This is a genomic window from Sphingomonas sp. LHG3406-1 (assembly GCF_029637485.1).
Classification (GTDB): Bacteria; Pseudomonadota; Alphaproteobacteria; order Sphingomonadales; family Sphingomonadaceae; genus Sphingomicrobium.
In genome coordinates this window covers 673,741-688,328 of the sequence record NZ_CP069128.1, presented here as the reverse complement: position 1 = coordinate 688,328, position 14,588 = coordinate 673,741, and the positions used below count along the sequence as shown (strand labels likewise).

The following is a 14,588-nucleotide window of genomic DNA, read 5'->3' as shown; positions in this document are numbered from 1 at the left end:
AACAAGGGAACTGAAGCGGCGGCTCAACCTTAGGGACCATAATGTTCGTCACACCGCTTGCATGGCGGAAGAAGAGGTCCCTTGGCCAAGACCGGCATCCTCACGCTCCATCTCCACGTCAATTACGGCGGGATCCTTCAGGCTGCCGCACTCTACCGGCTGCTTCAGGACGAGGGCTTCGATCCCATCCTGCTGCGCAAGGAACCCGACAACATCGGTCGTGCCGGCCGGCTGATCCGCAATCTCCTTCGCATCCTGCCCGGCCAGAATGTCGGTGGCGTTCGCGCGAGGGCGCTGACCCGGGCGAGACATGAGCCTTTCATCCGCCGCTTCCTGCCGAACGCCACCCGTCCGTGCCGCAATTCGGAGCAACTGCGCCGCGCCGTCCAGCAGCATGGGGTAGGGGCCGTGGTGGTCGGAAGTGACCAGGTCTGGCGCGCGGAGTACCACCAGGATTCCAACTACCCGGTCTACTTTCTGGATTTCGTGCCGGCGGACGTTCGCAAGCTGTCCTATGCGGCTTCGTTCGGACATTCGGACTGGCGCTATCCGGAAAGGACGGAGGAGGTCGCCGGGCTACTTGAGCGGTTCGACGCCGTTTCCGTGCGCGAGAAATCGGGCGTGGCAATCTGTCGCGAGGTGCTAGGCCGGCAGCAGTGCACGCTCGTGCTCGACCCGACGCTGGTGGTCAGCCCGTCATTCTATCAGGATGCCGCCGCGCCGGCGGAGCGAAAGCAGCAGCCGACGCTCGTCAGCTACGTGCTCGACCAGGGGGAATCTTCCGAAAAGGCCCACAAGGCGGTGCAGGACGCCTTGCCGTATGGGTTCGGAAGGCAGTTCCTGTCCGTGAAGGACGAAGGCGACCAGGAGACAATCGGCCAATGGCTGCGCGCCTTCATGGACGCCGACTTCGTCCTCACGGATTCCTATCACGGGACCATCTTCTCGATCCTGTTTCAGAAGAACTTCATCACGCTCGGCAATGTCGAGCGGGGGCTGGATCGCTTCACCACGCTTCTGGACGAGATCGGCCTCGCCGATCGCCTCGTGATCGATCCCGATACCACAGATTTTGCTTCGCTGGTGGCTCGACCGATCAACTATGGCGCGGTGAACACCCGCCTGGAGGAGCTGCGAGCGGCCTCAAAGGATTATCTGCTGTCCGCACTGAGGGGCAGCAGGTAGCGGCGGTCAGGCCGCCAGTGTGTGGCTCTTGCTCTTGCCAACCTGCAGCTGCGACGCGCGCTCAATGATGGTCCGACAGAAGGCCTCCCAGTTGAGGTCCTTCTCGAACTGCTCGCGACTCGCCTCGGCCATCGCCTCATAGTCGCCCCACGAGCTGGTAATCGTCGCGATCGCTTCCGCATAAGTCTCGCCAGTCGAATCGAGCGGCAGAAGTCGCCCGTTCACGCCATCCTCGACGCTGGTCGGGATGCCGCCGACATCGCTCGCGATTGCCGGGACGCCATAGGCGGCCGCTTCCGCGAAGATATGGCCGAACGCCTCGACACGCGAAGGCGCGATCAGGAAGTGAGTTTGCGACAGCAAGTCACCGAACTGCTTTGCCTCCGTCGCATCGGACTTGTCCAGAAAGGGGAAGATCCGGACACCCTCGTCGGATGGGCCTTCCGGCGACATGCCGATGAGATTGAGCCGGACCTGCAAGCCACGTGCCTGAAGCGCGCGATAGGCTCCGAGGATCGTGTCGCCGCCTTTCCGTTGCCAGTGAACGCCGATCGCCGTGAGCACCACCGGCCGGTTGCGTCGAGCGGCAATCATCTCGACTACCTGCCCAGTTGACGGAGCCGCTGGGAGGTTGCCACCCCATGGCACCATCACGAGCTTGTCGGGCGCAGTGCCGTAATAGTCTCTGACAGTGCGGCAAGCCTGCTCCGACGGAAAGGAGATGAGGTCGGCCGCGGCGAAGGACAACCGCTCCTGCTCGATGGCTTTGTCGATATACTCCGCCGACCGGCGCCGCGGCTCGAACGGAAAGTAGGATTTCAGTTCGAGGAAGGACTGATCGTGGGTCAGGACCAGCGGCACGTCGACCTGCAGATGAGCACAGGCCTGGGACTGCACCGCGACGGCGAAGTCGGGCCGTGCCTGGCTGATCCGCTGCGATGCGACCCGGCTCACCTTCCGAAGGAAGTCGGGCTCCCGATCCCAGTGCCAGAATTCACCGCTCAATCGGTGAAGCACCTTCTTCGCCAGCCAGGCGGGCCTCGGCCTCGGCCTCAGCGGAAATACATCCACGACGTCACACCCAACATCGATGAAGCCCTGGCGCATGCCATGGAAGCCGCCGGACAGTAGGTTCGGCTGCGCACTGTCGTCCAGCGACAGGAACGCTACACGGGGTTGGCGTCGAAAGTCGGTAGGAGAGCTCAGCATTGGGAAACCGTCAGATGCAGACCCCATATCCGCGCAGTCGCGGCATGAGGACCCTAAGGGTTGTCCGGGGGATAGGCGCCCGGCCGAGCCACCCGACTGTGTCGGATCCGACTTGTTGTCCCTTACGCCCGCCAAGCCCGAAGGTTCCGCCTTCTTTGCGCGGATAAGTCTTACTTTCCCGCCCTTATCGGGAGACCGCCATCTGTCGTGTGATGAATCGAGACGCAGGCAGGCCCTGAGCAACCAGGATCGGCATCAAGCATCATCGACAAGCTTGAACTACCTGTCGTGGAAACGGCCCGCAGTCATCTTTCTGGCAGCCGGAACGAAGCTTGGCTCGATGAAAGTAGGTGGTGGACGCACTAGGGCTCGAACCTAGGACCCGCTGATTAAGAGCGCCTCACAAAAAATTAGCGAGCAAAAACAATAGCATAAAAAGCCGGACTCGCTGACTCTGGTACTCAAAACAGGGCCAACTTGAGTGGTTGTTGCTGCGTTGTTGCTTGGCAGTGTGGCCGATTCGCTGACCTCACCTTGAGGCAAGGTCAGCACGATCTAGTTAAAGTAAATTCAGGATCTACTCCGAAGTAGATTAGATCTAGCCAAATCAACCGCAAGAGGAGAGTTGGACTAACTTTTGACACCGTCGCCGAAACGATCGAACTTCCCTCCGTGTTGCTTCGATGTAGCCGGAGGTAGAAGTGGCCTTTACAGAACTGACGGATGCCAGTGTTAGGACAATGAAGCCAAAGGAGGCGATCTACCGAGTAGGAGATAGCAATCTCAAGGGCCTCGGCGTGGTTGTCTATCCTACGGGGAAGAAGACCTTTAATTGGAAGGGGCGAGTGAATGGCGCGGTGAAGACCTACACACTCGGCAACCATCCGGCTCACTCTGTCGAGGATGTAAGGCAACTCGCGCAGTCCATTCTACTCGGAAAGCTGCGCGGCATCGACGCCGCTCTCCACGATCACACTCTGCCGATCTCACCCATGATCCACGAAACCCGAACCTGCGACTGGGCTTTTGCCAAGTACATGGAGCAGGAAGGCGGGTTGCGGAAATCGGCAGCCGAGAAGTGGCGAATTTACAGAAAGGAAGTGCAACCCGCCATTGGTCACAAGTCGATCTACCACATCAGGTACGATGATATCGCTGAGATCGTGCAGAAGAAGTTCACCACTGCACCGATCATGTCGAACAATATGGTCTCCTTGATGAAGAGATACTTTCGATGGTGCGTCACGAAGGGTCGTCACGTCACCAAGCTTGAGGTCAACCCGATCTCCGACGTGATGAAGCTCGCTTCACCTAGTGAACGAGAAAGGTATCTGGACGATTACGAACTTTCCATCCTGCTTTCCCTTTCCCTAGCGAACCAATTGGAAATCTCTCGCTCCCAAGCGACGCGGCTTCTGCGCGATGTTCCGATGTTCGTGGCCGTCGTCGTCAACGCTCACGAACCCAGTTGGAAGGATGGCCTAGTCACTCATGGTATCCAATACATGGTTGCTCGCTCATTTCGTTCACCGGCCGGTGACGTAGCCGTTGAACTAGATGGGGAATTGTACGCCACACGCGAAAACCTCGGGTTCGGCACCTTCTCTGCGACCGACAGCGCAATTCGGCTGCCGCTTACGTGCTTACTTGCCGACGGAACGCTGCAGGTCGAAAGCCCTGGAGGAGCACTGGCAGATTGGCGCGTCCAACGCGACGGTGTGCATACCTGGATAGTTAAGGTCCATGGCCGCTCTGACATCCCTGATCAGAGTCGCGTCCAGATCATCCGGTCCAATGGTCAGCGCGTTTCCATGAGGGTGACCAATTAAGCGGACCATGGCTCCAGTGTCGAACAGATGCCGAGTACCGGAGCACAGTGGCCGATCTGTTGCCTCGATGTAGCTCGGAGGTTCCCGCCAACTTGCTACTTGATGTTCTTCTCGGGCTAAATGGCTGGAAAGGTGGTGGACGCACTAGGGCTCGAACCTAGGACCCGCTGATTAAGAGTCAGCTGCTCTACCAACTGAGCTATGCGTCCATGCCGTAAGGCAGTGCGCTCGGCCGCTTGGAAGCGGGGCGCGGGGGTGCCTCTAGCGGGGCGGTCGACTCCACGCAAGCCTCTAAATCAGCTCAGAGTCGACTGGCTCCGCTGCTGCCGCTCGAAGCTCATCAGCAGGCCGAGGCAGATCATCACCGTCATCACCGCCGATCCGCCGTAGCTGATCATCGGCAGCGGGATCCCGACGACCGGCGCCAAGCCCATGACCATAAGCAGGTTGATGGCGAAGTAGCTGAACAGGACGGCATTGAGGCCGGCACAGCTGAGACGCCCGAAGCGGGTAGGGGCGTTGGCGGCGACCTTCAGGCTCCAGCGAAGCACCATCAGCCAAGCGACGATGACGACGGTACCGCCAAGCATTCCCCACTCTTCCACGAGGGCGGCGAAGGCGAAGTCGGTATGCCCCTCCGGCAGGTATTGTAGGTGGCTTTGGCTACCCTGAAGATAGCCTTTGCCGAACAGCCCGCCCGATCCGATCGCGATCTTGCTCTGGGTGATGTGGTAGCCGCTCCCAAGTGGATCGTTCTCGGGATTGAGGAAGGTGTCGACCCGCCGCTTCTGATAGCCGTGGAGCAGGAACTGGTAGATGACCGGAATGGCAGCTGCGACGGTCAGGCCCGGGATCAGGAACCAGCGAAGCGGAACGCCGGCGAGGAACATGACCGTGATTCCGGCAAAGCAGATCATCAGTCCGGTGCCGAGGTCGGGCTGCAGGATGACCAGCACCGCCGGAACCGCGATCAGCAGGGCGGCCGGCCAGATCGCCCGAAACTTGCGGATCTCGCCCATCGGCAGCAGCTCGTAGAAGCGGGCGACCATCAGTCCCACGGCGGGCTTCATGAACTCGCTTGGCTGCAGCCGAATGATGCCGAGATCGAGCCAGCGCTGGGCGCCCTTGCCGACGAAGCCGAGCAGGTCGACCAGGATCAGCATGATTACGATGGTCACGAAGACCGGGGCGGTCACTTGCTTGATGAAGCCTTCGCGGACCTTGGAGATGGAGATGGCCACGGCGAGGAAGAAGGCGAAGGCGAGACCCTGGCGAAGGGCCCAGGGCTCAATCCGTCCGCCCGCCGCGGAGTAGAGGTTGACCAGGCCGAAGAAGCCGATCCCAAGCACGAGGAAGATCAGCCGCCAGGGAAGGCGGGCGAGGGGCTGAGGAATGATGGCGCTGGAAATCACGTCAGCGGTCCTCGGGTGCCGGCGGGGGAAGGTTGACGCTCGGCGGGATCGGCGCTGGCGCGGCGATGGGGGCGGAGCGGGCGGCGGCAGCCTGGGCGGCGGCGGCCTCGATGGCCGCGGCGCGGCGGGCGGTGCGCTCGGCCAGGGTGCCCCCCCATTCGGCCTCGAGCGCCTCCAGCCGCTTCAGCGCCTGCGGACGGTCGAACAGATAGGTGAGCACATCCTTGGCGACCGGCGCCGCGGCCCGCGCGCCGCCCATGCCGTGCTCGATAACCACCGAGCCGGCATAGCGCGGCCTGTCGAACGGCGCGAAGAAGACGAATAGGCCGTGGTCGCGATAGCGCCAGTCGCCGCCCTGGCCGCGGCTGGCACTGGCCGACAGGCGGCGGACCTGGGCGGTGCCGGTCTTGCCGCACATCTCGATGCCCGGCACCTGAAGCCGCGACGCGCCCGCTGTGCCGTCGCCATTGACCACTTCCCACATGCCGCCACGAACCGCGTCGAGATGCTCCCTCGGGATGTCGAGCGCCGGCGCGGCCTCTTGGTGGGCGCCAAGGAGCAGCGGCCGGATTCGCCGTCCGCTGGCGATGCACGCAGTGGAAACGGCCAGCTGCAGCGGGTTCACGATGACGAAGCCTTGGCCGATCACCGCGTTCAGCGTGTCGGAACGGGTCCAGTCGGGTCGCTCGACGAGCCGCCTGGAGCGCTCGTAGCGGCGTTGCTTCCAGTCGCTGTCGGGAATCGTGCCGTAATTCTGGCTAACCAGCGGCAGGTCGAACTTCTCGCCGAGGCCGAGCAGCCGGGCCATGGGCGCGATGGCGTCATACCCAATACGGTTGGCCATGGCGTAGAAATAGGTGTTGCAGCTCTTGGCGATGGCGCGGTGCATGTCGACGCTGCCATGTCGGCCAAGGCAGCGGAAGAAGCGGTTGCCGAGCTGGTAGCCGCCAGGGCAGTTGACCCGTTCCTTGGGATCGATCCCGGCGGCCTGCAGCGCCAGGGCAGCCATCGGCTTCAGGGTCGAGCCGGGCGGGTAGAGGGCGTTGACCGCCTTGTTGAGCAGTGGCTTGCGCGGATCTTCGGAGAGGGTCTTCCACTCGGTCCGGCCGATCCCGTCGGAGAAGCTGTTGGGATCGTAGCTCGGCATGGATGCCATGCAGAGGATGTCGCCGGTCTGGCAGTCGAGAATGGTGCAGCTGCCCGACTCCTCGCCAAGCCGGCGCGCTGCATATTCCTGCAGGCCGGCGTCGATCGAGAGCTGGACCGTCTGGCCGGATCGGTCCGGTTTCGGGGTGAGCTCGCGGATCAGCTTGCCGCGGGCGGAGACTTCGACCCGCTGGCCGCCGGGAATACCGCGCAGCTTCTGCTCGAGCACCTCCTCCAGGCCTTCCTTGCCGATCTTGAACCCCGGTGTGATGAGGAGGGGGTTCTTCTCCTTCTCATACTCTTTCGCGCTCGCGGCGCCGACGTAGCCGATGAGCTGCCCGACAGCGGCACCGGCGGGATAGAAGCGGGTGAAGCCACGCGCCGGCTCGACGCCGGGCAGCTCAGGCAAACGCACGGTGACAGCCGCATAGCGCTCATAGGGCACGTTCTCCGCCACCTGCACTGGCTGGAAGCCACGTGCCGTGTCGATCTCGCGGCGGATGCGGTCAACCTGATCGGGGCCAAGAGCGAGCAAGCGCGCGAGGAGAGCGAGCTCGCGGTCGGGCTCGGTCATGCGCTCGGGGATCAGGTCGACCCGGAAGTCCGAGCGATTGATGGCAATCGGCTTGCCGCCGCGGTCGACGATCCAGCCACGCCGCGGCGGCACGACGATCAGCTGGACGCGATTATCCTCGGCGAGCAGATTGTAGCGCTCATTCTCCTTGATCGCGAGCCAGCCCATGCGACCGATCAGGGCGCCGGCGACCGCCACCTGGGCACCTCCGAGCAACAGCATCCGGCGCGAGAAGACGATGTCGGCTTGTCCCGTGCTGAAGCGGCTCACTGGCCAAGCCTCCAGCGATCAATGCGGCTTGCGGCGTAAGCGGCGAGCGGAAAGGTGAGGATGGCAATGATGAGGGGAGGGAGAAGGGTGGCGACCGGATAGGACGCGCCCATCGCCGCATCGACGAACCGCCGGGCCAGTTCGGCCACGACCAGCAGCCCGGCGGCGAGCAGCCATTCCAGCCAGTAGTCGCGCCACATGGTGCGCCTATCGAGCAAGTCGATCGAAATCATCGCCGCGGTCCAGGTGGCGACCGAGAGGCCGATGGGGAGGCCGAGCACGAGGTCGTTCCACAGACCGAGCGGCGCTGCTCCCCAGGCGGGAATCACGTCATTGCGGAGCAGCCGCCAGGCGAGCAGCAGCAAGAGGCCGGTGTCCGGCATCCAGCCCACTTCGGCGACGATCGGCAGCAAAGGCAGGAGCGAGGCGAGCATCACCGACAGCGCGGGAATGGAGCGCGCCAGCCGCTTGGGCCGGCGGTCCAGCGCATTGGGACGGCCGAGAGCGGAGCGGACCATTGCTATTCCGAAGCCGGAGCGGGCGCGGCCGGCTGCGGCAGCGCCGCTTCCTCATAGGGCCGCTCGACGATGGCGAAACTGACATTGCCGGGATCGGCCATGGGGATGGCAATGGCGCCATCGTCGTCCAGCCGGATCACCTTGGCGATGGCGATGCCCGGCGGATAAAGGCCGCCGGTGCCGGACGTGACCACCAGGTCGCCACGCCGGAAGGGATTGCGGCCGACTTCCAGCGGGCGAAGATCGATGGTCCCGTCGCCGCGGCCGGTGGCGATCACCGGCTGGCCGCCGCGGAGCAGTCGAGCGGGCACGATGTTGGCGCGGTCGGAGACGAGCAGCACCCGGCTGGCGGTGGCGCCGACATCGACCACCCGCCCGATCAACCCGTCGGCGGCGCGTACCGGCATGCCGATGGCGACCCCGTCGCCAGAGCCGGCGGTGATGACGGCGAAGCGGCGCTCGCTCTCCAGGCTCGAGCCGACGATCCGGCCGCTCGCCACCGCCACCACGCTCTTTTCGCGCAGCGCCAGCGCGGCCTTCAGCTGCGCATTTTCCTGAAGGATGGCGCGGGCCTGGATCGACTGGCGGCGAAGCTTGGCATTCTCTTCGCGAAGGTCGCCATTCTGCCGCGCCGCATCCCAATAGTTGCCCGCGCCCGTGAAGAGGCCGCCGACCGTATCGGTGACGCTTCGGAAGGCACCCGTGATCGGGGCGGTGACGTCGAGCGCGGTGCCGCGGACACTTGCATAGCTGTTCGGCGCGACCAGGCTCAGCGCCAGCAGGCCGAGACCGACCAGAAGCCCGGCGATGGCCGCCACGAAGCTGAAGAACAGGCCATATTGCGCCCGTCTCGACCAGCCTGGGCGCTTCTGCTGCCCTGGCGCCACCTGAGTGCCCTTCGCTTAAGCGGTCTGCAGCACGCCGCGGAACTGCTCTTCCTCGAGCGCCCGGCCGGTGCCGAGCGCAACGCAGGTGAGCGGATCCTCGGCGACGGTGACCGGAAGTCCGGTCTCGTCCCGCAGCACTTCATCGAGGCCCTGCAGCAGCGCGCCGCCGCCGGTCAGGACGATGCCCTGGTCGCAGATGTCGGCGGCCAGTTCCGGCGCCGTATTCTCGAGCGCGATGCGGACGCCTTCGACGATGGTGCCGACCGGCTCGGACAGCGCTTCGGCGATCTGGCCCTGGTTGATCGAGATTTCCTTGGGCACGCCGTTGACGAGGTCGCGGCCCTTGATGTGGACCGTCTTGCCGATGCCATCGACCGGCGGCTTGGCGATTCCGACTTCCTGCTTGATCCGCTCGGCCGTGGCTTCGCCGATCAGCAGGTTGTGGTTGCGACGGACATAGGAGGAGATCGCCTCGTCCATCTTGTCCCCGCCGACGCGGACCGACGTGGTGTAGGCGAGGCCGCGGAGCGACAGGACCGCGACTTCGGTGGTGCCGCCGCCGATGTCGACGACCATCGAACCGACCGGCTCGGTCACCGGCATGTCGGCACCGATCGCGGCGGCCATCGGCTCCTCGATGAGGTAGACGGCGCTGGCGCCGGCGTTGGACGCGGCGTCACGAATGGCGCGGCGTTCGACGCTGGTCGAGCCCGAGGGCACGCAGATCACGATCTCCGGGAAGCGCAGCGAGCGCAGCTTGCCGCCGCCGTGCACCTTGTGGATGAAGTGCTTGATCATCTGCTCGGCGACGTCGATGTCGGCAATGACGCCGTCACGGAGGGGGCGGATCGCCTCGATCTGGTCGGGCGTCTTGCCCATCATCAGCTTGGCGTCCTCGCCGACGGCCTTGACCTTCTTGACCCCGTTGATGGTTTCGATGGCGACCACCGACGGCTCGTTGAGGACGATTCCGCGGCCGCGAACATAGACAAGCGTGTTCGCCGTGCCGAGGTCGATCGCCATGTCATGGCTCATCCACTTGAACCAGCGTGTCCAGAACATGTGTCGCCCGCTCTCTCTAGGTAAAAAGAGTTAAATACCAGAGGCGTAACGACCAGCTAACGGATCGGTTAAGCAGTCCCTCGCCCGGAACAGGCGATTGGGCTAGGACCCCTGCCATGTCAATAAGAAGGCTGCCTTCGCATCTCGTCGATCGCATCGCCGCGGGCGAGGTGGTCGAGCGGCCGGCCAGCGCGCTGAAGGAGCTGGTCGAGAACAGCCTGGACGCCGGCGCGCGCCATGTGGCGATCCGGCTGGCGGGCGGCGGCACCGACCTTGTCGAGGTCAGCGACGACGGTTCCGGCATGAGCCCGGCCGACATGGCGCTGGCGGTCGAGCGCCATGCCACTTCCAAGCTGCCCGACGAGGCGATCGAGCGGGTCACCAGCTTCGGTTTTCGCGGCGAGGCGCTGCCCTCCATCGCCAGCGTCGCCCGCTTCACGCTCGACAGCCGGGTGCGCGGGCAGGACGGATGGCGGCTGGAGATCGACCATGGCGCGCGGATCGGGGAGGGGCCCGCCGCGCTTCCGCCCGGGACTCGAGTGCGGGTGGAAGGGCTGTTCGACCGGGTGCCGGCGCGCCGCAAGTTCCTGCGCTCCCCCCGCGCCGAATATGCCGCCTGCCTCGACGCGGTCCGGCGGCTCGCCATGGCGCGGCCGGACGTCGCCTTCAGCCTCGAGCATGACGGCCGGCGCGTGCTGTCCGTGCAGCCGGCGCCGCTGCCGACGCGGGTGGCCGAACTGCTCGATCCCGGCCTTGCCGACCATGGCCTGCCGATCGATCTCGTCCGCGGCGAGGTCCAGCTTGGCGGCGTGGTCAGCCTGCCGACCTTCACGCGGGGCGCGGCGGACCAGCAGTTCCTGTTCGTCAACCACCGGCCGGTGAAGGACCGGCTGCTGGTGGGGGCCCTGCGCGCCGCCTACCAGGACCTGATCGCGCGGGACCGCTCGCCGATCGTCGCCTTGTTCCTCGACCTGCCGGGCGAGTCGGTGGACATCAACGTCCATCCGGCCAAGACCGAGGTCCGCTTTGCCGACCCGCAGGGGGTCAGGGGGCTGATTGTGGGCGGCTTGCGCTCGGCGCTCGACCAGGCCGGACACCGGAGTGCGGCCCGAGTGCAGGCAGCGGCGCCGGTACGCTGGCAGACGGAAGCGGACCTGCTCCCCTCCCGTTTGCGGGAGGGGCCGGGGGAGGGCCTGTCACCGCCATCCGACGAACATGCCCTCCCCAACCCCTCCCGCGAGCGGGAGGGGCTGGCGCTGGTCAACGATACGCACGCCCTCTTCGCCGCCGCGCCGGCCGCCCGCGCCGAACCGGCCGTGGCGCCCGTCACCGACCATCCGCTCGGCGTCGCGCGCGGGCAGGTCGCGAACACCTATATCGTCGCCGAGGCCGAGGACGGGCTGGTCATCGTCGACCAGCATGCGGCCCATGAGCGGCTGGTGCTGGAGAAGCTGAAGCGCAGCGCCGGCAATGGCGGCGTGCCGGTCCAGGCGCTGCTGCTGCCGCAGGTGGTGGACCTGGACGAACCCGAGGCCGACCGCATCGAGGAAGCCGCCGCCGAGCTGCTCCATTACGGCCTGGAGGTCGAGCGGTTCGGGCCTGCCGCCGTCATCATTCGCGGCACGCCGGCGCCGCTCGGCCGCTTCGATGCGGTGGCGCTGGTGCGGGACCTCGCCGCCGAGATCGCCGAGCTTGGCGGGCCGCAGGCGCTGAAGGGCCGGCTCGACCTCCTCGCCGCGACCTTTGCCTGCCACCACAGCGTGCGCGCCGGCCGCGCGCTGTCGGTGGCCGAGATGAACGCCCTGCTGCGCGAGATGGAGGCGACGCCCCATAGCGGGCATTGCAACCATGGCCGGCCGACCTGGGTGAAACTTGCTTCAGCTGATCTGGAGCGGCTGTTCGGAAGAAAATGAGGGGCTGGGCTGCAAGAGGCCACGATGGTCGGATGGTGCGCTCGTGATTGAGAGTGTCCGCTAACGACCCATTGCGGACATTGGCTCCAGACGCCAGGGTGCGGCGGTGCCGATCCGGAACCTCCCCGTTGCGCAGCAATGGGGAGGGGGACCGCTCCGCGCAGCGGAGTGGTGGAGGGGCCAGCACCATGCGCGCAACTGCCAGCGCCATGTCCGCCGCTCGGCGTTATCGCCGCCATTCTAAGCCTGCCCGAACAACTTCTCTGGCGCCTGCTCCGCCAAGTCCGCCGCGACCTTCGCTTCCGCCGCCAGCATCCGATCCATCCCTATGTCGCCGACTTCTACTGCGCGGCGGCCAAGATGGTGATCGAGATCGACGGCGCCTCTCACAATCACTCGCAAGCGGCAGACGAACGCCGAACCGCCTACCTCCACTCCGTCGGGCTGCAGGTCCTCCGCATCCCGGCCGCCGACGTCCTCGCCAACCCGGAAGCGGTCGCCGACGCCCTGATGCGACGGTGCGAGCGCCGCGCTGGCCCCTCCACCACTCAGCCTGAAGGCTGAGCGGTCCCCCTCCCCATTGCTGCGCAACGGGGAGGTTCTGCGAACGTCCGGTTTCCACCCAAAGCGGACATTTGGCGCCTGTCCTTTGTCATCGACCCCCAACCTGGGCGAAGCTTGCGCACGGCGATATCGAGCGCCTGTTCGGCCGCCGCTAACCTCTTGAAATCATGAAAGCCGGGACCATCTCCGCTGCATCGTCAACAATGCGAAAGGAGGTGGTCAGATGTCTCATTGTCCCAAGTCGGTGAGCCCTGCCTCCAGTGTCGAGGTTCTCGGCCTGTAAGGCTCGGTTTACCGAGCAAGGCAATGCGGAAGGCCGTCGGAGCTCAGGCTTCGGCGGCCTTTCTCTTTGGGGAGGGGGTTCGACCAACCGTGAGCCAGGCCACCGCGCCCGCGGCGGCGCTGACGATCGCCCCGACGATCAGGGCCGAGTGGAAGGCGGCTAACAGGCGGCTGCCCTGCGCCGCGAACACGGCACCGAGCAAGGCCGTGGCGATGAGCCCGCCGGTGCGGGCCACCGCGCTGTTGAGACCGCTGGCGGTGCCGGCGTGGCGGTGGTCGACCGAGGCAAGCACGGTGCTGGTCAGCGGCGCCACCGCCAGCGCCATTCCCGCGGCGAGCACCAGCACTGCCGGAAAGACGGCCGCGACGTAGCTCGAATTCGCGTCGATCCGGGTGGCCAGCATCATTCCGGCTGCGACGACCAGCGGCCCGGCGGTGAGCGGCAGTCGGCCGCCCGTCCTTGCGGCGAGGCGGCCCATCAGCGGCGACGCCAGCGCGATGACGATGGCGAGCGGCGTCAGGGCAAGCCCCGCGTCGAGCGGCGAGTAGCCGGCAGCCTCGATCAGCACGTAGGGGAGCAGCAGCATGACCGATCCAAAGGCGCCGTAAAGGAGGAAGGTCAGGAGATTGGTGCCGACGAAGCAGGCGCTGCCGAACATCGCGAGCGGCATCATCGCCTGATCGCTGCGCTTGGCCTCGACGGCAAGGAAGAGGGCAAGCAGCACCAGTCCGCCGGCGGACAGGGCGGCGCTTGTGGCATCCACCACCATCCGCGAAGACCACAGGGTCAGGCCGTAGGTCACGCCGAGCAGGCCGAGCGTCGCCAGCAGTGCGCCGGGATAGTCGGTCCGCGCCGCTTCCTCGTTGCGGCTCTCGGCAGCGAAGCGGCCGGCGATGAGGATGGCGCCGCCGGCAAGCGGGAGGTTGATATAGAAGATGGTCGGCCAGCCGGCATTGTCGACCAGCCAGCCGCCGATCAGCGGCGCGATCGCGGCGGCGGCGGCGCCTGCGGCGGCCCAGATGCCGATCGCCCGGCCGCGCTCCTCACCTTCGAAGGTGGCGTTGAGCAGCGCCAGGCTGTTCGGCAGCAGCAGTGCTGCGCCAATGCCCTGCAGCACCCGTCCGGCCAGCAGCCAGCCAAGGTCCGGTGCCAGCGCGCAGAGCAGGGATGCGGCGGCGAACAGGCCGGTGCCGAGGATCAACAGGCGCTTGCGGCCATATCGGTCGCCGAGTGCGCCGCCGAGCAGCAGCAGCGCCGATAGCGGCAGCAGATAGGCGTTCACCACCCACTGCACCTCGCTTGCCCCGGCCCCGAAGCTCGACCGGATGGCGGGAAGGGCGACGTTCAGGACCGAGCCTTCGACGAAGCTCAGGCTGGAAGCGAGGATGCAGGCGGCGAGCGTCCAGCGCGCGTGGGCAGGTCGGGGGGCAGCGGGCGCGGCTGCCGCCGGCGTCACTCGCCGTCGTCTTCCGCGTCGGCGATGCTGGCTTCGACCATGCGGGTCCAGACGGCCGGATCGCCGACGCTGGCGCCCGATGCATCGGTCTCGCGGATCGACTTCAGCACGGCCAGCGCCTGGTTGCGGTGCTTGCGCCAGTGGGCGTCGACATGGGTGGCGGCATGCTCCTCCGACCCGTCCGCATTGGCGCTATGTTCCGCGCCGCACAGCACGCGGGCGATTCGTTCGACGAGGCTGGTGTGGCCGCCTTCGGGCATCGGCTTCTCTCCCTGGTTTG

The 14,588-nt window shown here is 65.8% G+C and carries 12 protein-coding genes, 1 tRNA gene and 1 other annotated feature; of the genes, 4 read left to right on the top strand and 9 right to left on the bottom strand.

The features are described from left to right. Positions 1 to 81 precede the first annotated feature (81 nt). Positions 82 to 1,185 carry a polysaccharide pyruvyl transferase family protein gene (locus tag JOY29_RS03415; protein ID WP_300974799.1) on the top strand — a complete coding sequence of 368 codons (1,104 nt, stop codon included), beginning with the start codon at positions 82 to 84 and terminating at the stop codon, positions 1,183 to 1,185. Between the two features lie 6 nt (positions 1,186 to 1,191). Here JOY29_RS03415 and JOY29_RS03410 read toward each other — a convergent pair whose 3' ends face one another. Continuing rightward, a complete protein-coding gene (locus tag JOY29_RS03410; protein ID WP_367280036.1) occupies positions 1,192 to 2,292 on the bottom strand; it encodes a glycosyltransferase family 4 protein in 1,101 nt (366 codons plus the stop codon). A 160-nt stretch (positions 2,293 to 2,452) separates the two neighbouring features. Further along, positions 2,453 to 2,506: a sequence feature (sul1 is cis-regulatory element that is thought to sense ions involved in sulfur or methionine metabolism; They are found in Alphaproteobacteria), on the bottom strand. 589 nt (positions 2,507 to 3,095) lie between these two features. Between JOY29_RS03410 and JOY29_RS03405 the strand changes: the two genes are divergently transcribed. Further along, the gene (locus JOY29_RS03405) at positions 3,096 to 4,223 is read left to right on the top strand and encodes an Arm DNA-binding domain-containing protein (RefSeq protein WP_300974797.1); all 1,128 of its coding nucleotides are present in this window, start codon (positions 3,096 to 3,098) and stop codon (positions 4,221 to 4,223) included. Positions 4,224 to 4,356: 133 nt separating this feature from the next. Here JOY29_RS03405 and JOY29_RS03400 read toward each other — a convergent pair. The 6 genes from JOY29_RS03400 to JOY29_RS03375 all read right to left on the bottom strand — a co-directional run bounded on the left by JOY29_RS03400 (position 4,357) and on the right by JOY29_RS03375 (position 10,092). Next, positions 4,357 to 4,432 (bottom strand) — tRNA-Lys (locus JOY29_RS03400). Between the two features lie 87 nt (positions 4,433 to 4,519). Next, positions 4,520 to 5,635: a rod shape-determining protein RodA gene (gene rodA, locus JOY29_RS03395; RefSeq protein WP_300974796.1), complete on the bottom strand. Its 1,116-nt coding sequence runs from the start codon at positions 5,633 to 5,635 to the stop codon at positions 4,520 to 4,522. 1 nt (position 5,636) lies between these two features. Beyond that, positions 5,637 to 7,625 (bottom strand): penicillin-binding protein 2, encoded by a 1,989-nt coding sequence (mrdA, locus tag JOY29_RS03390; RefSeq protein ID WP_300974795.1) that lies wholly within the window; start codon positions 7,623 to 7,625, stop codon positions 5,637 to 5,639. After that, on the bottom strand, positions 7,622 to 8,143 hold the full coding sequence (locus JOY29_RS03385) for a rod shape-determining protein MreD (protein ID WP_300974794.1): 522 nt from the start codon (positions 8,141 to 8,143) through the stop codon (positions 7,622 to 7,624). Before JOY29_RS03385 ends, mrdA begins: the two co-directional genes overlap by 4 nt. A 2-nt stretch (positions 8,144 to 8,145) precedes the next feature. Next, entirely contained in the window at positions 8,146 to 9,030 is an 885-nt protein-coding gene (gene mreC / locus JOY29_RS03380) for a rod shape-determining protein MreC (protein ID WP_300974793.1), read from the bottom strand. A 15-nt stretch (positions 9,031 to 9,045) separates the two neighbouring features. Next, the gene (locus JOY29_RS03375; RefSeq protein WP_300974792.1) at positions 9,046 to 10,092 is read right to left on the bottom strand and encodes a rod shape-determining protein; all 1,047 of its coding nucleotides are present in this window, start codon (positions 10,090 to 10,092) and stop codon (positions 9,046 to 9,048) included. A 116-nt stretch (positions 10,093 to 10,208) separates the two neighbouring features. On the opposite strand from JOY29_RS03375, the gene mutL reads away from it, so the two are divergent. Further along, positions 10,209 to 12,005, top strand: a complete 1,797-nt coding sequence (gene mutL, locus JOY29_RS03370) for a DNA mismatch repair endonuclease MutL (RefSeq protein ID WP_300974791.1) — start codon at positions 10,209 to 10,211, stop codon at positions 12,003 to 12,005. 138 nt (positions 12,006 to 12,143) lie between these two features. Beyond that, positions 12,144 to 12,569, top strand: a complete 426-nt coding sequence (locus JOY29_RS03365; protein WP_300974790.1) for an endonuclease domain-containing protein — start codon at positions 12,144 to 12,146, stop codon at positions 12,567 to 12,569. 326 nt (positions 12,570 to 12,895) lie between these two features. Here the strand turns inward: JOY29_RS03365 and JOY29_RS03360 are convergent, their stop codons facing one another. Both JOY29_RS03360 and JOY29_RS03355 read right to left on the bottom strand, forming a co-directional pair. Further along, entirely contained in the window at positions 12,896 to 14,308 is a 1,413-nt protein-coding gene (locus tag JOY29_RS03360) for an MFS transporter (RefSeq protein WP_300974789.1), read from the bottom strand. After that, positions 14,305 to 14,568, bottom strand: a complete 264-nt coding sequence (locus JOY29_RS03355) for a hypothetical protein (RefSeq protein ID WP_300974788.1) — start codon at positions 14,566 to 14,568, stop codon at positions 14,305 to 14,307. Before JOY29_RS03355 ends, JOY29_RS03360 begins: the two co-directional genes overlap by 4 nt. Positions 14,569 to 14,588: the final 20 nt, after the last annotated feature.